Source organism: Geobacillus sp. C56-T2 (assembly GCF_007829715.1).
Taxonomy (GTDB): domain Bacteria; phylum Bacillota; class Bacilli; order Bacillales; family Anoxybacillaceae; genus Geobacillus; species Geobacillus icigianus.
On sequence record NZ_VJWB01000001.1, the window covers coordinates 1,469,221 to 1,487,362 of the forward strand.

Consider the following 18,142-nt stretch of genomic DNA (forward strand, 5'->3'; position numbering starts at 1 on the left):
GCATGGACATGTAAGCGCAGAGAAGATCTTGTTATTTTATATTCTGAATATTATTGAAAATAAAAATGAAAGCGCGTACAATAAAAGCAGCCGCCCGCATACCAACTGGTCAGAATGGGTTTGGACCTCATCGTTGACCATCGCTGTCTTTGGCCTAAGAGCGGTTCTGGCGGTGATCGTGCCAAAAATAAGGAGGGATATGAGATGAATACCCGTCATTATCCGTACTGGCCAAAACGGTTGTCGAAAACGCTGGCTGTGCCCGAGACGACGCTTGTGGACCATCTGGAAACAACGGTGAAACGTTATCCAAACAGACCGGCCCTTTACTATTACGGCGCTGCGTATTCGTATAAACAGCTGCTTGATGACGTCAACGCGCTTGCCGGCTACTTGCAGCAAACGCTGTCCGTCAAACCGGGCGACCGCGTTCTTTTGTACATGCAAAATTCTCCGCAATTTATCATCTCCTACTACGCCATTTTGCGCGCCGAAGCCATTGTCGTGCCGATCAACCCGATGAACACCTCAGAAGAGCTTTCCTTTTACGTCAACGATTGTGACACGAAAGTCGCCTTGGTAGGACAGGAGCTGCTTGATAACGTCGTTCCGCTTTTCGGCCGGACGCCGCTTGAGCACGTCATCGCCGCGGCGTACTCCGATTATGCGTCCGCTGAATCACCGGTCGCCTTGCCGGCGGAAGTGGCGGCGCCGCGTCGAGGTTGGCGCGATGAGCGAATTCGTTTGTGGACAGACTGCCTTGCCGCCCAATTACCGCCGCTTCCATACGGCGGCCATGTCGATGACATCGCCGTTTTGCCGTACACGTCCGGGACGACCGGGGTGCCAAAAGGCTGCATCCACCCACACCGGACGGTGAACGCGAACATCGTCGGCGCTTACCATTGGGGCGATGTGACGAGCGACTCGGTCGCGTTGGCGACGCTGCCGTTTTTCCACGTTACCGGCATGGTTCACAGCATGCATACGCCGATTTTCGCCGGCGCAGCGATCGTTCTCATGACGCGCTGGGATCGGGATGCGGCCGCTCGGTTGATCGAGCTGTACCGTTGCACGCATTGGGTGAACATCAGCACAATGCTGATCGACTTTTTGGCCAATCCAGCGCTTGACCGGTATGACATTTCCTCGCTCTCCAGCATTTCCGGCGGCGGGGCGGCGCTTCCGGAAGCGGTCGGGGAAAAATTGTTCGAACTTACCGGCGTTCGCTATTTTGAAGGTTACGGGTTGACGGAAACCATTTCGCAGACGCATTTCAATCCGCCGGATCGCCCGAAATTGCAATGCCTTGGCGTGCCGGCTTTCGATGTCGACGCGCGCATCATCGACCCGGCGACCGGCCGAGAGCTCGGCGTTGGCGAGATCGGGGAAATCGTTGTCCATGGCCCGCAAGTGTTCCGCGGTTATTACCGGCGTGAGAAGGAAACGGAAGAGGCGTTCATCGAATTGGATGGCAAGCGGTTTTTCCGCACCGGCGACATCGGGCGGATGGATGAGGAAGGTTACTTTTTCATCGTTGACCGCGTCAAACGGATGATCAACGCTTCCGGGTATAAAGTGTGGCCGACTGAGGTTGAATCGCTCCTTTACAAACATCCGGCCGTCCAGCAGGCGTGCGTCGTCGGCGTGCCGGATCCGCGCCGCGGCGAAACGGTCAAAGCGTTTATCGTCCTTCACGACGAATATGTCGGTAAAGTGACGGAAGAAGAGATCATCGAGTGGGCGAAAACGCAAATGGCGGCGTACAAATACCCGCGCCTCGTCGAGTTCCGTCGGTCGCTGCCGATGACGTCAAGCGGCAAGCTGCTTTGGCGAAAATTGCAGGAAGAGGAATATGAAAAAGCGGGGAAAGGGGCGAACGCCTGATGGCGAAGACGGTCGAGACGGTTCTTGGTCCGGTGCCGGCGGACCAGCTTGGCAAAACGCTCATCCACGAGCATTTTCTGTTCGGTTATCCGGGGTTTCAAGGCGATGTGACGCGCGGCCCATTCCGCGAAGACGAAGCGCTGCGCGTGGCGATCGAAGCGGCCGAGAAAATGAAACGGCACGGCGTCCAAACGGTCGTGGACCCGACGCCGAATGACTGCGGGCGCAATCCGGCGTTTTTGCGGCGCGTCGCTGAAGAAACCGGGCTGAACATCATTTGCGCCACCGGCTATTACTATGAAGGGGAAGGGGCGCCGCCGTATTTCCAATTCCGCCGGCTGCTTGGGACCGCTGAGGACGATATTTATGATATGTTCACGACCGAATTGACCGAAGGCATCGCCGGCACGGGGGTCAAAGCCGGCGTCATTAAACTTGCCTCAAGCAAAGGGCGCATCACCGAGTATGAGAAGCTGTTTTTCCGCGCTGCCGCCCGCGCGCAAAAAGAAACGGGCGCGGTCATCATCACTCACACGCAAGAAGGAACGATGGGGCCGGAGCAAGCCGCCTATTTGCTTGAGCACGGCGCCGATCCGAAAAAAATCGTCATCGGCCATATGTGCGGCAACACCGACCCCGATTACCACCGCCGCACGCTCGCTTACGGCGTCTATATCGCTTTTGACCGTTTCGGCATTCAAGGGATGGTCGGCGCGCCGACGGACGAGGAGCGGGTGCAGACGTTGCTCGCCCTTCTCCGCGACGGATATGCCGATCGGATCATGCTTTCCCATGATACGGTCAACCTTTGGCTCGGCCGCCCGTTCACGCTGCCGGAGCCGTTTGCGGAAATGATGATCAACTGGCATGTCGAGCATTTGTTTGTAAACATCCTTCCGGTTTTGAAAAACGAAGGAATCAGCGACAAGGAGCTGGAGCAAATATTTATCCGCAATCCGGCCGCCTTGTTCTCCGCTTGACGCGGGCGAATGGAAAGGCGCCTATCCGGGCCGTCCCGTTCCTTGAGCCGGGGCTGGGGACGGCGCCCCGCTCCTTTTAGGACATAGGCCGTGGCATTTAATGAGACGGATTTCGAATGCTTTTGGGGCCAGCCCCACCCACTCCTAGGGCACAGGCCGTGCAGTTGACGAGAGGGATGCCATCTTCGCGGTCGTTCCGCGCATAAATGGGGAACAGAGCCCGGAAGATGAAGACGACCCCGCTGTCGCTTGGCTTAGCCGAGCCGCCAGCGGCTTTTTATTTGACACCCGCTTTTTTCCACCATCATGAATAATTTTCCTGATGTGTTGAAAAATAAGGAAAGACATGAGCCGGGCGAAAGGAGGAGAAAAGGTGCCGGCGATTGAAAAGCGACTCCTGTTCTTCTCGCTGCTTGCCATCGCCTTGTACGTGTCGCCGTATTTTGTCCTCGGTGAAGATGCCCATATGCGCGTTCACGACAATTTGGACTCGAACATCGCTTGGTATAAAGTGCTCGCCCGCAGCGGCGAATTGTTCGGGCCGGTCGATGGGATCATTCCGCAAATCATTAACGGGCTGCCGCGCAACGCGTTCGGCACGGAATTCAGCGGCATCGTTTGGCTCCATGCGTTGTTTCCGTCCGTGTATGCCTACGGAATGAGCCAAGCGATCACTCGCGTCTTTGCGTTCATCGGCATGTATTTGTTGTTGAAAACGCATGTCTTGCCAGACCGGCGTTGGCTATGGATTCGCATCGGTGCCGCTTTGACGTTTGCGCTGACACCGTTTTGGCCGTCGGGCATGTTAAGCACGCTCGGCATGCCGCTTGCGCTTTGGGCGTTTTTAAACATCCGCAACGGCGAGCGCTCATGGGTGAACTGGGCGGTGTTGACGTTCTTGCCGCTGTATTCCAGTTTTGTTCTCGGCTTTTTCTTTTTCTTAAGCGCGCTCGGTGTTTGGTGGCTTGTGGACGTCATCCGCGGCAAAGGCTGGAACTGGCGGTTTTTCGCCGCGATCGCCTATATGACAACGCTCTATTTGGCGGTCGATTACCGGCTCGTTCATTCGTTGTTGTTTTCTGATGAACCGACGAGCCGTGACGAGTATTTCCACGCCCGTTTGCCACTTTGGCGCGTCATCCGCTTGACGTTCAAAAACTACGTGCTCGGGCACACGCATGTGATGACCGTGCATGGGCTCGTCATCTTGCCGGTGACGTTGATTGCCTTGTATTTTGTTTGGAAACGGAAGCGCTGGCGACAGGAAACGCCGTTTGTCGTGCTGCACGTGCTGAACGTTGCCTTGTCTACGTGGTATGCGTTTTGGTTTTACAAAGGATGGCTGCCGCTTACCGAACGATTTGATTTGCTCGATAAGTTCAATTTTGCCCGCTATCATTTCTTGCGCCCGATGGTCATTTATGTCTTGTTTGCGATGGCGCTGAAAATTGTTTGGCAGGAAGGGCGAAGGTGGCAGGCGGTCGGTGCGGCGGCCATCGCTTTGCAGCTGGTGGTGCTCATCTCGTACAATGAGGAAATCGTCTACCGCCATCAACCGTCGTTCCGTGAATTTTACGCCGAAAAGCAGTTTGCGGCCATCCGCGAGTATATCGGCCGTCCTGTGCATACATACCGCGTCGCCAGCATTGGCATCCATCCGGCGATTGCGCAATACAACGGCTTTTACACACTTGATACGTACAACAATTTCTATCCGTTGGAATATAAATACCGCTTCCGCCGCATCATTGCCAAAGAACTCGAAAAAAACAAAAAACTGCGCGAGTATTTCGATGAGTGGGGCGGGCGCTGCTACTTGTTCGTCGATGAGCTCGGCAAGCGCTATATGTTTAAGAAAAACTCGAAACGGACGATCCGCCATCTTGAATTGAACACGGAGGCGTTTTACGAGATGGGCGGGCGCTACATTTTTTCGGCGCTGCCGATTGAAAACGCAGCGGAAAACGCCCTTCGGCTTGAACGGGTGTTCCGCTCTGATGAATCGGCTTGGACGATCTACTTATACAAAGTGGTGCGGGAAGGAGGAAGATGACATGTCTGACCCGATCTTGGCTATTGTCGTGCCGTGCTACAATGAGGAGGAAGTGCTGCCGGAGACGATCGGCCGCTTGCGGGCATTGCGCGAAGAGCTGATCGAAGAGCGGCTCATTTCGCCAAAAAGTGCGCTCCTGTTCGTCGATGACGGCAGCCGCGACAGCACGTGGAAGCTCATTTACAAGGCGAGCTTGCGCTACCCGGAAGTGAAGGGGCTGAAACTAGCGCGCAACGCGGGTCACCAAAACGCGCTGTTGGCCGGACTGTTTGCGGCGAAAGCGCACGCCGATTGCCTCGTTTCGATCGACGCTGACTTGCAAGACGATGTGTCGGCCATTCGCGAGTTTGTACAAAAGTTTCGCCAAGGCTATGATATCGTTTACGGCGTGCGCCGGCGCCGCGACACGGACACATGGTTTAAACGCCATACCGCCCAAGGATTTTACCGGTTAATGAAGATGTTTGGCGTCGACCTCGTTTACAACCATGCCGACTACCGCCTCATGAGCCGCCGGGCGGTTGACGCGCTGGAACAGTTTGGGGAAGTGAACTTGTTTTTGCGCGGCATCGTCCCGCTCCTTGGCTTCCGGTCAACGGCCATTTATTACGATCGGAAGGAGCGGCTGGCCGGGCAAACGAAATATCCATTGAAAAAGATGATTTCGTTTGCTCTTGATGGAGTGACCTCGTTTAGCGTCACCCCGATTCGCTTTATTTCGCTCATCGGGTTGTTCTCTTTTGTCATCAGCCTCGCCTTTGGAGCCTACTTCCTTTTTCTTAAATGGGCCGGGCATACGGCGACAGGGTGGACATCGCTCATTACCTCCATTTGGCTGTTAGGCGGCTTGCAGCTGATGGCGCTCGGGCTGATCGGTGAATATATTGGGAAAATGTATAAAGAAACAAAACGGCGGCCTCGCTATATCGTTGATCTCGATCTGTGGAACTGGCCGCTGCCGCAGCGGCTATCATCGGCGGCCGATGAGCTCGAAGCGGTGAAACCGGCGGGAGGGCCGTTAAAGAAGTAGTAAATCAGGCGGTGTTGACAGCCGCCTTTTTTTCTTTTCTTGCAATTGAAAAAAAGAAAGAGTAGACTGATGGATGGGACGAATGGCTGGCTTCGTTAGCAGGAAGATTGCTGTGATGTTGGCGCTGCTAAGCCGGAGACAGCGGTAAAGAGGTCGAGTGAAAAGGGGGATGGATTCGGGAATGAGCCATGGGTATGAATGGGCGGAGCTGCTCGAGCGCGTGCGAAAAGCGAATCCGCTCGTCCACAATATCACGAATGTCGTCGTGACGAACTTTACGGCGAACGGACTCTTAGCGCTCGGCGCTTCGCCGGTGATGGCGTATGCGAAAGAGGAAGTGGCCGAGATGGCGAAGCTCGCCGGGGCGCTCGTGTTGAATATCGGAACGTTGAACGCGGCCGAAGTCGAGGCGATGCTTATGGCCGGGCGGGCGGCCAACGAGGCTGGCGTACCCGTCATTTTCGATCCGGTCGGTGTCGGAGCGACCAACTACCGAACGGAGACGGCGCGCTGTATCGCCGAACAGATCAAACTCGCCGTTGTACGCGGCAATGCGGCGGAGATCGCCAATATGATCGGTGAACCGTGGATGATTAAAGGGGTTGATGCCGGCCAAGGAAGCGGAGATGTGGTCGCTTTGGCCAAACGGGCGGCCGCCGAGCTTGGCACCGTCGTGGCGATTACGGGAAAAGAAGATGTCGTCACCGATGGACAAACGGTCTATGTGGTCGGCAATGGGCACCCGCTGCTGACGAAAGTGACAGGCACCGGCTGTTTGGCAACGTCAGTCATCGGAGCATTTGCGGCCGTTGAGCGCGATGCGGTCAAAGCGGCGGTGGCGGCGCTCACGTATTACGGCGTTGCGGCGGAACGGGCGGCTGCGGAGGCAGGAGAGCGCGGCCCGGGCAGCTTCCAAGCAGCGTTTTTGGATGCGCTCGCGCATACGACAGCCGATGATGTGAAGCGTACCGGCCGGGTCGAACAACGGTAAGGGAAAAGGAGAGGAAGAACGATGACCGTCTATAAAGCGTTGACGATTGCTGGGTCGGACAGCGGTGGTGGCGCCGGCATTCAGGCCGACTTGAAAACGTTCCAAGAGCTCGGTGTCTTCGGCATGTCGGCGATTACGGCGGTGACCGCGCAAAATACGCTCGGCGTTCAAGGAGTTTATCCGCTCTCGGCGGAAGCCGTTGCCGCCCAAATCGAATCGGTGGCGACGGATTTAGGGGCAGATGCGGTCAAAACGGGTATGCTCTTTAGCGCTGAGATCATCCGCACCGTTGCCGAACAAGTGAAAAAGCATCAATGGGAGCGGTTGGTCGTCGACCCGGTGATGATCGCCAAAGGCGGTGCGCCGCTGTTGCAGGAAGAGGCGGTGGCGGCGCTGAAAGAGGCGCTGTTGCCGTTGGCGCTTGTCATTACGCCGAACATTCCGGAAGCGGAAGCGCTAACGGGTGTTGCGATCCGGACGATGGATGACCGTCGCGAAGCCGCGCGCCTTCTCCACCGCATGGGCGCCCGCTATGTCGTCGTGAAAGGCGGCCATGACGATGAGGGCGAGGAGACGGTTGACCTTTTGTATAACGGCAGCGAATTTTCGTATTTTAAAAGCAAGCGGATTGATACGCGTCATACGCACGGAACCGGCTGCACGTTCGCCGCAGCGGTGGCGGCTGAGCTGGCAAAAGGAAGACACCCGGTCGATGCCGTCGGGACGGCGAAAGCGTTTGTGCAATCAGCGATCGCCCATCCGCTCGGCATCGGCCATGGACACGGGCCGACGAATCATTGGGCTTACCGGCAATACGGGGAGTGAGGTCGATGGCGCGCATCGCGAGTGAGGAGATGAAAAAGCGGCTGGCCGTTTACTTCATTATGGGAAGCCAAAACAGCGAGCGGCCGGCTGTCGACGTGTTGAAAGAAGCGCTTGACGGCGGCGTGACGCTGTTTCAATTTCGCGAAAAGGGAGCGGGAGCTTTACAGGGGGCAGAAAAGGAAGCGCTGGCTCGGCAGCTGCAGCGGCTTTGCCGCGCGTATGGCGTGCCGCTGATCGTCAACGATGATGTCGAGCTGGCCATCGCCATTGACGCCGACGGCGTTCATGTCGGCCAAGATGATGAAGACGCACGGCGCGTGCGGGAGAAGATCGGCGACAAAATTCTCGGCGTTTCCGCTCATAATGTCGAGGAGGCGAGAGCGGCCATTGAGGCGGGCGCCGACTACATCGGCGTCGGTCCGATTTATCCGACCCGCTCGAAAGAAGATGCGAACGAGGCGCAAGGACCGGAGATTCTCCGATCCTTGCGCGAACAAGGAATCGCGATTCCGATTGTCGCCATCGGCGGCATCACGGTTGACAATGCGCAAGCGGTCATTGAAGCCGGAGCGGACGGTGTGTCCGTCATTAGCGCCATCGCTTCCGCTTCGGAGCCAAAAGCGGCGGCGGCCGCGCTGGCCGCGGCGGTGCAAGCCGCCCGCTCGCGCTAAACCGGTGGCGAGACTGTCACAAGCGAGGGCGGGTCGAAAAATCGTCCGCCTTCACGAGCGACTCGTTCGAAGAAGTCGGCACGTATAGATGGCATGGAAAAAGAGCGTCTCGCTCCGTTGCGGGCGCTTTCAGCTCCTCGACCAGCATGTTCGACAAGAAGGCGGAAAAGGGTGTCCCGATCTGTTGCGGGACACCCTTTTTGCACGCTATGACGCGGTCTGCCGCCACTTCGGCAGCCGCCATTCCAACAGCGGCCGCACGAGCCGGATGACCGGCTGGCTTCCGAGGATGAGCATCACGGCGATCGACAAGCCGAGCAGCAGCGGATAGCCGTGCACATCCATAATAAAATCCGGGAACGGCGTTTCGTGCAAATATTTTAAAATAAACCCGTGCAAGATATAGATGTAAAACGTGCGCGCCCCGAGCACGGAAAAGGAGAAGCGCCGGCTCGGGATGAGCGCCAGAAAGCTGAACATCATTACCAAGCTGGCCGCATAAATGACGAGGCGGTTCATGATGCCCGTCGGTTCGGAAACGCCGAGCGTATCGTACGATTTCGAACCGTACAGCCAATCTTGCGGGAGGTCCGGAAAGCCGAAGTGAATCAGAAGGAACATTCCGACCAGCACCGCAAGGGAGACGAGACGCACAGGAACAGCGAACAAGCGCTCGATCAACGACTTTTGCGTGAAAAACCCGAGCAGAAAGAACGGAAAAAACGTAAGCGTTCGCGACAAGCTTAACCATTTTTCCGCTTCCATCATGCCGCCGGCAAGCCCAAGCAAAAGCGCGGCTGGCAACGCCGCCCATTTTGGCAGCCGCCCGAACCAGAGCAACAAAACGTTCCAACTGAACAGGCTAAGCAAAAACCATAAGCTCCAATGCGGGGTCAATAAGTCGAGTTCGAGCGACGATTGGTCGTACAGGAAGAAATAGTAGATAGAGTAAAGAAACTGGAACAACAAGTACGGAAACAGCAGTTTTTTCATGATTTTCGGCAAGTAGCCTTGCTCATGGAATCGCTTAGCAAAGTAGCCGGAAATGAAGATGAATGCCGGCATATGGAAGAAGAAGATCCACGTATACAAGCTGTGCACCCATAAGACGCCGTCAATGTACGGGCGCAGAAAGTGGCCAAACACGACGAGGAGCATTAACGCGCATTTGGCGTTGTCAAAATAGTAATCCCGCTCCTTCATAGTGTTTCTCCTCCTTTCTGTATTACACCAATTCGAATCATACTCCTTTTTTTTGAGGGGAGTCAACGACATGGCCACTGTCCATGACATGAGTTTGCCACAGAAAGGTGATGATTGGGTGAAAAACGGTCGGAATGAAACCGAGGATATGACGCAGCTGTTACAAATCATTAACGCCAAAGGCGACGAAGGGGAACTGCATGAGATCGTCTGCAACGATGAGTTGTTTTGGAAAAGCTTGCGCGCGCAGGCCGAAGACAGCGCGAAAGGAGGCGAATAGGACATGGAACGGCTCCGGGCCAAACGGATTGCCGAAGCGGGAGAAATCGTCCCGGTGACGTATGAAGGAAAAGCGGTGATCATTCAGCACGTTGATGAAGAGCAGGAAATGGCGCGCATTTTTTTCGCCGATGAACCGGAACGCGAGCAAGATGTGCCGGTGCGCCTGCTCAAGGAGCGGTAAGCGCCGAGCAAGCCGCCGCTTTTGGCGAGGGAAAGACGATGACATACCTGACCTTGGTATGCTATAATAACTTGAGAAACGACGTTGGGCATTGGAGTGACCAATATGAATATCGGCTTTGGGGAAATTGCGCTCATCGTCTTTTTCGCTTTGTTGATTTTTGGTCCGAAAAAGCTGCCGGAATTAGGCCAAGCAGCCGGGAAAACGTTGCGTGAATTTAAAAACGCAACCAAAGGCATCATCGATGACGACGAGGCGACAAAAGCGCAAAAATAAGGGGCTAGGCCTTGACGCCTAGCCTCTTATTTTTCGTTCGCAAGCCGCTAAACGATCCGCCGTTTTTTCGCGCCGGCGCAGCAAAAAAGAGACAAGCGTGGCCGGTAAAAGCCATATACATACTACCGGGACACGTTGTTCGTTTTGGGCTGGCCGAATGGCCAATGGGGCGGAGGGATCGACCATGGTGATGCGAAAACTGGCGGCAATCGTCGGGGGAAGCGTGCTGCTCGGCATCGGGATCAACGTTTTTTTCGTTCCTCATCATTTGCTTGACGGGGGGATGATCGGCCTTGGGCTGATCGCCAAATACGTCTGGCACGTTCAAGCGGGCTTGACGATGATCGTCTTAAGCGTTCCTCTTTATTTGGCGGCTTGGTTTTATTACCGTCCGTTTTTTTACAACAGCTTGCACGGCCTTCTTTTCTCCTCGTGGATGATCGATGTATTGTCGGGGTTGCGCGGCATTGTGACCGTAGACCCGCTCTTAGCCGCAGTCATCGGCGGGACGTTCGTCGGTGCGGGCATCGGTGTGATGCTGCGCGAAGAGACGAGCACGGGCGGCACCGACTTGCTTGCCCAGTTTATTTCTAGATTGACGAACTGGAATGTGGGAGTCATTATCTTTGTCATTGATGCTTGCATTATTTCGGTCGGAAGCTTGCTCATCGATGCTGTGCCATTTGTTCACTCGCTTGTCGTTGTCACCGTTGTCGGCATTGTCACGACGATATTGACACATCAAAAAACGATGGGGAGGTAACAACGCCCCATCGTTTTTTGCGCCGTTCGATGGTTGGCCGCACGGCGCAGGATGGCGGTGCTTAGAAGGCTGGTGATTTAACGGAGCAGGCCGCTTATCAACCCCGTTTCTCAAATAGAAAAGCTCTGTCGCATCAGGATCGTCTTTCACACGCTCCCCCTTGCCCAAGACAAACACCCGTTTTTCCAGCCTCTTAGGAAGCGGAGGCTTTTGCCAGCTGAAGCGCACGGTAAACGTTAATCAGCCCATAGCCATAATACGGGTCTTTTCCGCGGTCGCCTAAATCGACGGCGCTCTGAATGATCACGCGGCGCACCTCGTCGTTGGTGAGGCGCGGGTTGATAGAGCGGATCAAAGCGGCGAGCGCGGCGACGTGTGGCGCGGCCATCGACGTGCCGGAAAGGGCGGCGTACCGGTGTCCGGCAAACGTGCTGGCAATGTTCGTCCCGGGCGCGACGACATCGACATAATCGCCATAGTTGGAGTACAACGCGTACGAAAGATCCGGGTCTACCGCCCCGACGCTGATCACTTCCGGGTAAGCGGCCGGAAAGCTCGGCTGGGACGTGCTGTCATTGCCGGAAGCGGCCACAAGGACGACATCGTGTTGATCGGCGTAACGAATCGCTTCCTCCAGCACCGAAGAAGGTTGGTAATTGCCAAGGCTCAAATTAATGACTTTGGCGCCGTGATCGACCGCCCAACGGATTCCTTTCGCCACGTCAATGCTTGTTCCATAGCCATCGGCGTTCAATGCCTTAACGGGCAGAATCGGGTTCAGCCAAGTCATGCCAGCAATCCCCTCGCCGTTGTTTGGCTGTGAGGCGATGATGCCGGCAACATGGGTGCCATGACCGTTTTCGTCTGCCGGCAAACGATCGTTGGCCAACACGTTGTACCCGGGATCGAGGCGGCGGGCCAAATCGGGATGGGTCAAATCGACGCCGCTGTCAATCACGGCGACAGGTACGGTTCGTCTGCCGTGCGACAACGTCCAGCCCGCTTCCGTATCAATGGCGGGCAAATTCCATTGATAGCGGGCGTAAAACGAATCGTTTGGCCTTTCCACTGCTTCTCGAAGGTCATTTTGCATGTAAATGTAGTTCGGTTCGCAATAGTCGACCGCTGGAATCGCGCGGAAATAGCGGCGCATCTCCTCATATGTCCGCTCGCGCGAACGGAACACAAACACGTGATCAAGCTGTTGAACAAGCCGTCCGGCAACGGCGGCCTCGATTTGCGCAAGCTCGCGATCGGTCGGCATCGTCCGAAAACGGACGATGATGTCGTTTGCAAAATAGTGGCTTCGGTCGCCGCGGCGGTTGTGGCGGATTTCCCGAATGCGCGGGTGCCCGTTCAATCGCTGTTTCAGCTGTTCGCCTGCGCTGAGACTGTCCAAGGTGACGACGGTCGGATGAGTGCGCCTGTCTTTGGTGTCAAACGGCTCAAGCCGCGGTGGGGCCGGGGCGTTCCGTTCGGTCGCCGGCCGGTGGAAACTAATGGCGGCGATGACGACCAAAGCTGCGGCTGCACTCAAGACTGCCCATCTCCTCCATCGGCGATTCATGATGTTCACCTCCCTCTTTGTTAGGATGGGCGAATGGCGGGCAAATGATGAAAAAATGGGATTCTCCCTTTAATGGGCGAATCCCATGAATTCATCTAGCGTCCGGCTGATTGCAGCACTTGTTGCGCTGCCTGTATATCCATACGCAACTGCTCTTGAACGTTGGTCGGATGGTAATACCCTTTGTTGACCATATATTGGCTAATTTGCTCATGAAACGCAATCGCATCATTTAAATGTTGCTTCAGCGTATTGCGCACTTCCGGGGTCGCTGCTTCGGCAATGGCCATCGCGCACCCTTTGATCGCGCTTTTCGCCCCAATGAGATAATCGGCGGCGATCATTTGATCATTTAATACGCCGGTCGGCGTCATTGTTGCCTGCATCATTGTCCCTCCTTCGTTCGTTATGATAATAAGTTTTGCAAGTCGCGGATATGCTGCGTTGTTTTTTGAATGTCTTGCTCGATGAGCGATTTCAGTTGCGGGTCGCTCACCATTTGCCGCATGGCCATGCTTTTGGCGAGGCATGTGTTTTTAAACATCAGCAGCTCGTGCAACTCGAGTGTTTCGTGCGTTCCTGCCGCTTTCATCCCTTTCACCACCTTCCGTGACATGGTATTGTCAAAAGTTTATCCTCCACACTCACGGTTTTCCCTTGAGTTTCAACGGTTGGAAGAAAAAAAGCTTGCCACCCCCATTGTTTTCGGCCATCATTGAGGTAACGACACCCAACAGCCAAAACAAAGGAGTGACAAGCTTGTTACCTCAATTATTAGCCTATTTGCTCGAAATCATCAAGACCCAATATCAAATCATTGTGTATTTGATGGGTGTGATATTGGGAAAATCCTTGCATCTCGAGGACTGGGACGAACCCATCCAAAAGCCGTACCGGAAACTTCAGGTCGATGACCTTCCGATCATCGATGTGCCGGAAACCCTTGATTACCGGAAGCTGTTGGCAGACTATGAAGCCCAGCACAGACGTCCTTTACGGCCCATCCAGCGCCGCGCGAAGGCGAAACACCGTGTTCCGGATTCGTTGACCTGCCCTCGCTGCCAGGCTCCCTCTTCTTACCTGTACGCCAATAACGGCGGAAAAGGGCAATACCAATGCAAAGTGTGCCAATGCCGGTTCAACCACCGAAATCGGTTCACCAAGCAAGCGGTCTTTCGTTGTCCGCACTGCAAAAAGACGTTGGAAAAAATCAAGGAACGCAAGGAATACAACGTCTATAAGTGCAAGAACAACGATTGCCCGTTTTACCAGGCCAACCTTCGCCGGATGACGAAGAAAGAGCGCCAACAGTTTCAACAGAATCCTCAAGCCTTCAAGGTGCGGTATTTGTTTCGGGAGTTCTTGTTTGACTTTCTCCCGTTGGCTTCCTCGTCGCTCATCAAGCCGAAGGTCGATTTGTCCCGGCTGGCTGCGTCGCCGCACGTGTTGGGGCTCGTGTTGACGTACTACGTCAACTTTGGGATGTCCTCGAGGGAAACCGCCGCCGCCCTGAAGGACATCCATGGCGTCTCGATCTCTCATCAGACGGTGCTCAACTACGCCAACAGCGTCGCGCTTTGGATCAAGCCCTTTGTCGACCGATTCCCGTATGAGCTGTCCGGTTCGTTCTGTGGGGACGAGACATATATTCGTGTGAAGGGCCGTTGGCATTACCTATTCTTTATGTTCGACGCCGTGAAAAAGATCGTGCTGTCCTATCGCGTCTCGCCCAACCGGGACACGCTCTCGGCCATCAAGGCGATCAATGATGTCCTCAGGAAGCTGCCGTCCCTTCCAGACGACTTGTCGTTCGTCGTGGATGGCAACCCGATTTACCGGTTGGCGCAACACTTCTTTGCCCAGCACGGGATTTCGTTTGACGTCCGCCAGGTGATCGGCCTGACCAACGAAGATCCGGTCTCGGAAGAGTTTCGCCCTCTCAAGCAGATCATCGAGCGATTCAACCGGACCTTTAAAGGCAACTACCGCCCGACCCATGGGTTTGGCGCCGAGGAAGGCTCGGTGTCCTTTGTGACGCTGTTTGTGGCGTATTTCAACTTTCTGCGCCCGCATAGCGCGCTCGAAGGCCGGGTACCGGTCGTCATCCCGGAGCTCGCCGAGCTGCCGCATATGCCAGCCCGGTGGACGAAGCTCATCACCATGGCTCAGGACTTCCTTCAAAACGAGGCAGCCTAACTTTTTTGTCCTCCAGAGCCCGTTGAACAGAACTCCTGCCGGATTCGGCGAAGCGAACCCTTGACCAACCGAACACCGCCAAAGGTAAAATTCGGTAAAAGCAAGGGCGGCTTTCCTATTGCCTTCTTTTTTGTCCCCGTCGCCCTTGACGACTCTTTCCCACCTTTGGCGGGTGTTGGTCAAGGGCGAATCCGGCTCTCTGCATGCCCCACGATGCTCAATGGGATGGTCTGTGTGGAGTTTTCATAGAACTTTTGACGCTACCCGTGACATAGTATGTACCCAGTTGCTTGTTGTATAGATGGGTAATCATGGGAATATCAGGTCTGTTTTCAGATCGGTAACGCGTTTCGCCTGTATAGATGGAGTAATGGAAACGTCGGGGATGGCGCTTCGAGGCAGCTGTCCCATCGGAAAAAAGCGCCGGCGGTGTGCCTCAAGTTTTACCGGTGGCGGGGCATACTATGTCCGCAATCCATTTTCATGCAGGGGGGAATGAACGGATGAAAAAGGCAGCCATTGCGTTAGGCATCGCGGTTCTCCTTCTTTTGGCTGCCGGGGCTGCTCTTCTTTTACGCCGGGGTGAGTACGCGGCTGTACCGGACAACGAAGCGGTGAAGCCGTATAAAGCAAGCGAGCGAACTGGGATCGACTGGTGGGGACGTTGGATCGGCGCGGATGACGGCCGTGTGAAAACATTGTCGACGGCAAACGGGCGCTTGCGGGAAGAGGACGGAGCGGTTCTCGTCGATGACCGGCTGCTTCGTCTCGGCAAAGAGGTGTTTTATAAGGAGACATTTGGAAACGAGGTGTTCTTAACCGACATCATGGGCATCGCGGAAGGTGTTCGTCCGCGCCGGCTGCATCCGCTGCCATGCAAGGGGCGTATTTGACGAACAACCGGGTCATCGCCGCTGATGTGGTGGGTACCGAGCCGTCGCGGGCGAAAGCGCTGAAGAAAACAGAAAAAGTGTTTGGGGAGCCGGTGTTGTACGCTCCTAATACGCCGGTGCCGATTCCAAAAGGGGCGAAAGTGTTGAAAGTGCCAACCGATCAGTTAGACCGAGAACAAATCCGGCTCTCCTTTGCGCATGGCGATTCGCCGGGAGGGTATAAAGTGCCGAGCCTGATCGGGCTCGCTTGGAGCGCTCCATACTTGCATGATGGCGGTGTGGCGGTTGGACCGAACGGGGAGCTCGGGCCGGCGGGCACGGTCGGAAAAGGTATTGTCCCCGACGCGCGCAACAGCTTGCGGGCGCTTATTGACCGGACGTGGCGCCAGCGCGTCATCGCTGCGAATACTGCTGATCCCGCCTTGCCGACAGTGCATGTGACAGGGGAGGGGCATCGATATTGGATCGACCGTCAAGCCGGATTTACGAAGGAGGAGCAAGAAGCGGTATTGGATTATTTGTTGTCGCTCACATCGCGTTGACCGCGCTGGGAACAGTTCCCTTGCAACAGCCGCTGTTTAGCAGTTCACACTACTAGGCAAGGGGGGAACTCGATGAGCGAAACGTGCTTTTATTGCCAGTGCCAGTGCGAGGATAACGTGCATTACGTTTCGTTCCATACGAACGGCGAGGAGCGGGAGGAAACGCTCTGCCCGGATTGTTACCAAGAATGGCTGGAGGGAATGAAAGGCTGATTTTCGTTTTCATTCTGCTCGGCGAAGAGACGCAACAAAACCGCACCGTGATCAACTCGGTGCGGTTTTTTGTGCAAGCGGCGGGGTGGCAACGATGTCATCCAAGCTGCCTGTTTCATCGTAACAACGGTACACCGCCGCCTTGGCCCGCGGGGGGTGAAGCGACAATTGCAAAATGCGCTCGCGTCCGGCCGGGGCGACCTTTGTTTCCATCTTGAGCGTCGCGCCATCGAGCGCCAGGGAGTAAAACCGATACGTCAAGCCGAGCCATGTCCGTTCAGACTGAACGGTATCGGGATGATGGCGGATCAGCTCAGCCAGCTCGGCGAACGAATGGGTTTCCTGACCAAACCATTCGCGAACGGCGCCCGCTGCCTGTTCCAACCAGCGCTTCCATTGCGATTTCATCAGCATCACCTTTTTTCATCCATCATGCCCAATCGGAAGGGGGATTATGCAGGAAGACGAATCGAAAACGTTGTCCTGTTAGCGTTGGAAAAGCAGCAAATATCCCCGCCATGGTCCGCGATGATTTTTTTGCAAATGTAAAGGCCGATGCCCGTTCCTAATTTTTTGGTCGTAAAAAACGGCTCAAAAATGGTCTCGACGATATCGGCGGGGATGGCCGGGCCGTTGTTGGTGATGTCGACGATGATATCCGCATCTTGACGGCGGGCGGCAATTTCGATACGGCGCGGTTTTTCCTTTTCTTTTACCGCTTCGATCGAATTGAGCAAAATGTTGACTACGACTTGGCGAATCTGCTCCTTATAGGCGAAAATATGTATCGATTCATCGATCGCCAACGAAATGTTCACATCGCAGTCGACGATCGTCGCGTATAAAAAATCGATGATTTCCTCTAACAGTCGGCGCAGCGAAAACGTTTCCTTTTCACTTTCGACAATTTCTTTGCGTGAGGCATGCAGAAACTGCGAAATGCGAAATTTCAGCTGCTGCAATTCATGGTCGATAATGTCTAAGTAGGGAAGCTCGGGATGTTCAAACTTCAGCAGCTGAATGAACCCGATAACAGCGGTCAATGGGTTGCGAAACTCATGGACAAAGCTCGATGACATTTGCCCGAGCAAGGTCAGCCGGTCTTGATGCGACCGGGCAATGAGCATGTTTTTTTCGCGCAGCTCCTTCTCTTTTAGTTCGCTGTATTTCGTGACGGCATGAAACAAAAATTGGTCAAACAATTCGTTTAAATGGCCGATGAGCGGTGCGAGCGCGCTGATGGGCAGCGGCGCGGTCAACGCATGATGGATGACGAGCCGCCGACCTAGATTGACATTGTAGACGAGAGCGCCGATGCCGGCGTTCATTTCTGCCCGTTCCTTGGCGATTTTGTTGGCTAGGCACTCCACTGCCTCGCTGGACGGCGAACGGAGCAGCGCCTCTTTGACAAGTTCAAATACGGCTAGTCCGTTTTGCTCGACAAGATCGATATATTTATCATCTTTGGCAATTTTCATCTGTTGCCGCCATTCGACCAGAAAGCAGGGCAACTGGGCTTCTAAATGGGTGACGAGCTGCTGTGCGATCGTTGCCAAAAAGGCCACCTCACTTTCGATCACGTGCTGTTA

19 protein-coding genes and 1 pseudogene are annotated in these 18,142 nt (G+C 55.2%); 14 read left to right on the forward strand and 6 right to left on the reverse strand.

Annotation, left to right across the window (positions count from 1 at the left end; translation table 11 throughout):
- Positions 1-204: 204 nt before the first annotated feature.
- The 7 genes from GC56T2_RS07385 (at position 205) to thiE (ending at position 8,437) form a co-directional block, all read left to right on the forward strand.
- Positions 205-1,887, forward strand: coding sequence for a long-chain fatty acid--CoA ligase (locus GC56T2_RS07385; RefSeq protein ID WP_144974162.1), 1,683 nt, complete (start codon positions 205-207; stop codon positions 1,885-1,887).
- The gene (locus GC56T2_RS07390) at positions 1,887-2,867 is read left to right on the forward strand and encodes a phosphotriesterase family protein (protein WP_144974163.1); all 981 of its coding nucleotides are present in this window, start codon (positions 1,887-1,889) and stop codon (positions 2,865-2,867) included. Before GC56T2_RS07385 ends, GC56T2_RS07390 begins: the two co-directional genes overlap by 1 nt.
- A gap of 373 nt (positions 2,868-3,240) precedes the next feature.
- Positions 3,241-4,920: a DUF6044 family protein gene (locus GC56T2_RS07395; RefSeq protein WP_172706211.1), complete on the forward strand. Its 1,680-nt coding sequence runs from the start codon at positions 3,241-3,243 to the stop codon at positions 4,918-4,920.
- Position 4,921: 1 nt separating this feature from the next.
- Positions 4,922-5,950: a glycosyltransferase family 2 protein gene (locus GC56T2_RS07400; RefSeq protein ID WP_144974167.1), complete on the forward strand. Its 1,029-nt coding sequence runs from the start codon at positions 4,922-4,924 to the stop codon at positions 5,948-5,950.
- A 181-nt stretch (positions 5,951-6,131) separates the two neighbouring features.
- The gene (gene thiM / locus GC56T2_RS07405; RefSeq protein ID WP_144974169.1) at positions 6,132-6,941 is read left to right on the forward strand and encodes a hydroxyethylthiazole kinase; all 810 of its coding nucleotides are present in this window, start codon (positions 6,132-6,134) and stop codon (positions 6,939-6,941) included.
- A gap of 21 nt (positions 6,942-6,962) precedes the next feature.
- Positions 6,963-7,766, forward strand: a complete 804-nt coding sequence (gene thiD / locus GC56T2_RS07410) for a bifunctional hydroxymethylpyrimidine kinase/phosphomethylpyrimidine kinase (RefSeq protein ID WP_144974171.1) — start codon at positions 6,963-6,965, stop codon at positions 7,764-7,766.
- A 5-nt stretch (positions 7,767-7,771) separates the two neighbouring features.
- On the forward strand, positions 7,772-8,437 hold the full coding sequence (thiE, locus tag GC56T2_RS07415) for a thiamine phosphate synthase (protein ID WP_144974173.1): 666 nt from the start codon (positions 7,772-7,774) through the stop codon (positions 8,435-8,437).
- A gap of 207 nt (positions 8,438-8,644) precedes the next feature.
- Here the strand turns inward: thiE and GC56T2_RS07420 are convergent, their stop codons facing one another.
- The gene (locus tag GC56T2_RS07420) at positions 8,645-9,640 is read right to left on the reverse strand and encodes an acyltransferase family protein (protein ID WP_144974175.1); all 996 of its coding nucleotides are present in this window, start codon (positions 9,638-9,640) and stop codon (positions 8,645-8,647) included.
- A gap of 70 nt (positions 9,641-9,710) precedes the next feature.
- Here GC56T2_RS07420 and GC56T2_RS07425 point away from each other — a divergent pair, with 70 nt between their 5' ends.
- The 4 genes from GC56T2_RS07425 to GC56T2_RS07440 all read left to right on the forward strand — a co-directional run bounded on the left by GC56T2_RS07425 (position 9,711) and on the right by GC56T2_RS07440 (position 11,142).
- Complete coding sequence (locus GC56T2_RS07425) at positions 9,711-9,920, forward strand: hypothetical protein (RefSeq protein WP_144974177.1); 210 nt, start codon at positions 9,711-9,713, stop codon at positions 9,918-9,920.
- Positions 9,921-9,923: 3 nt separating this feature from the next.
- Entirely contained in the window at positions 9,924-10,103 is a 180-nt protein-coding gene (locus GC56T2_RS07430; protein ID WP_144974179.1) for an H-type small acid-soluble spore protein, read from the forward strand.
- A 105-nt stretch (positions 10,104-10,208) separates the two neighbouring features.
- Entirely contained in the window at positions 10,209-10,379 is a 171-nt protein-coding gene (locus GC56T2_RS07435) for a twin-arginine translocase TatA/TatE family subunit (protein ID WP_020959661.1), read from the forward strand.
- Between the two features lie 187 nt (positions 10,380-10,566).
- On the forward strand, positions 10,567-11,142 hold the full coding sequence (locus GC56T2_RS07440) for a YitT family protein (protein ID WP_144977138.1): 576 nt from the start codon (positions 10,567-10,569) through the stop codon (positions 11,140-11,142).
- A 193-nt stretch (positions 11,143-11,335) separates the two neighbouring features.
- Here the strand turns inward: GC56T2_RS07440 and GC56T2_RS07445 are convergent, their stop codons facing one another.
- The 3 genes from GC56T2_RS07445 to GC56T2_RS07455 form a co-directional block, all read right to left on the reverse strand.
- A complete protein-coding gene (locus GC56T2_RS07445) occupies positions 11,336-12,709 on the reverse strand; it encodes a S8 family peptidase (protein WP_144974181.1) in 1,374 nt (457 codons plus the stop codon).
- Between the two features lie 95 nt (positions 12,710-12,804).
- Entirely contained in the window at positions 12,805-13,095 is a 291-nt protein-coding gene (locus GC56T2_RS07450; RefSeq protein WP_063166064.1) for a spore coat protein, read from the reverse strand.
- Positions 13,096-13,115: 20 nt separating this feature from the next.
- Positions 13,116-13,301 carry a spore coat protein gene (locus GC56T2_RS07455; RefSeq protein WP_081207549.1) on the reverse strand — a complete coding sequence of 62 codons (186 nt, stop codon included), beginning with the start codon at positions 13,299-13,301 and terminating at the stop codon, positions 13,116-13,118.
- A 167-nt stretch (positions 13,302-13,468) separates the two neighbouring features.
- Here GC56T2_RS07455 and GC56T2_RS07460 point away from each other — a divergent pair, with 167 nt between their 5' ends.
- From GC56T2_RS07460 to GC56T2_RS17750, 3 genes and pseudogenes are all read left to right on the forward strand, one after another.
- Entirely contained in the window at positions 13,469-14,905 is a 1,437-nt protein-coding gene (locus GC56T2_RS07460) for a DDE-type integrase/transposase/recombinase (protein WP_144974183.1), read from the forward strand.
- An 837-nt stretch (positions 14,906-15,742) separates the two neighbouring features.
- Positions 15,743-16,340: pseudogene (locus GC56T2_RS18095) on the forward strand (electron transport protein); the annotation flags it as partial.
- 72 nt (positions 16,341-16,412) lie between these two features.
- The gene (locus GC56T2_RS17750) at positions 16,413-16,553 is read left to right on the forward strand and encodes a hypothetical protein (RefSeq protein ID WP_172706212.1); all 141 of its coding nucleotides are present in this window, start codon (positions 16,413-16,415) and stop codon (positions 16,551-16,553) included.
- 51 nt (positions 16,554-16,604) lie between these two features.
- Here GC56T2_RS17750 and GC56T2_RS07470 read toward each other — a convergent pair whose 3' ends face one another.
- Together GC56T2_RS07470 and GC56T2_RS07475 are read right to left on the reverse strand one after the other, a co-directional pair.
- Positions 16,605-16,961 carry a hypothetical protein gene (locus GC56T2_RS07470; protein ID WP_144974185.1) on the reverse strand — a complete coding sequence of 119 codons (357 nt, stop codon included), beginning with the start codon at positions 16,959-16,961 and terminating at the stop codon, positions 16,605-16,607.
- A 44-nt stretch (positions 16,962-17,005) separates the two neighbouring features.
- Positions 17,006-18,109, reverse strand: coding sequence for a histidine kinase N-terminal domain-containing protein (locus GC56T2_RS07475; protein WP_144974187.1), 1,104 nt, complete (start codon positions 18,107-18,109; stop codon positions 17,006-17,008).
- Positions 18,110-18,142 lie beyond the last annotated feature (33 nt).

What these genes read in the sequence shown, in the direction of transcription:
- GC56T2_RS07385 (WP_144974162.1), top strand. Translation starts at nt 205, where the DNA reads ATGAATACCCGTCATTATCCGTACTGGCCAAAACGGTTGTCGAAAACG.
- GC56T2_RS07390 (WP_144974163.1), top strand. Translation starts at nt 1,887, where the DNA reads ATGGCGAAGACGGTCGAGACGGTTCTTGGTCCGGTGCCGGCGGACCAG.
- GC56T2_RS07400 (WP_144974167.1), top strand. Translation starts at nt 4,922, where the DNA reads ATGTCTGACCCGATCTTGGCTATTGTCGTGCCGTGCTACAATGAGGAG.
- thiM (WP_144974169.1), top strand. Translation starts at nt 6,132, where the DNA reads ATGAGCCATGGGTATGAATGGGCGGAGCTGCTCGAGCGCGTGCGAAAA.
- thiD (WP_144974171.1), top strand. Translation starts at nt 6,963, where the DNA reads ATGACCGTCTATAAAGCGTTGACGATTGCTGGGTCGGACAGCGGTGGT.
- thiE (WP_144974173.1), top strand. Translation starts at nt 7,772, where the DNA reads ATGGCGCGCATCGCGAGTGAGGAGATGAAAAAGCGGCTGGCCGTTTAC.
- GC56T2_RS07420 (WP_144974175.1), bottom strand. Translation starts at nt 9,640, where the DNA reads ATGAAGGAGCGGGATTACTATTTTGACAACGCCAAATGCGCGTTAATG.
- GC56T2_RS07425 (WP_144974177.1), top strand. Translation starts at nt 9,711, where the DNA reads ATGGCCACTGTCCATGACATGAGTTTGCCACAGAAAGGTGATGATTGG.
- GC56T2_RS07430 (WP_144974179.1), top strand. Translation starts at nt 9,924, where the DNA reads ATGGAACGGCTCCGGGCCAAACGGATTGCCGAAGCGGGAGAAATCGTC.
- GC56T2_RS07435 (WP_020959661.1), top strand. Translation starts at nt 10,209, where the DNA reads ATGAATATCGGCTTTGGGGAAATTGCGCTCATCGTCTTTTTCGCTTTG.
- GC56T2_RS07445 (WP_144974181.1), bottom strand. Translation starts at nt 12,709, where the DNA reads ATGAATCGCCGATGGAGGAGATGGGCAGTCTTGAGTGCAGCCGCAGCT.
- GC56T2_RS07450 (WP_063166064.1), bottom strand. Translation starts at nt 13,095, where the DNA reads ATGCAGGCAACAATGACGCCGACCGGCGTATTAAATGATCAAATGATC.
- GC56T2_RS07455 (WP_081207549.1), bottom strand. Translation starts at nt 13,301, where the DNA reads ATGAAAGCGGCAGGAACGCACGAAACACTCGAGTTGCACGAGCTGCTG.
- GC56T2_RS17750 (WP_172706212.1), top strand. Translation starts at nt 16,413, where the DNA reads ATGAGCGAAACGTGCTTTTATTGCCAGTGCCAGTGCGAGGATAACGTG.
- GC56T2_RS07470 (WP_144974185.1), bottom strand. Translation starts at nt 16,961, where the DNA reads ATGAAATCGCAATGGAAGCGCTGGTTGGAACAGGCAGCGGGCGCCGTT.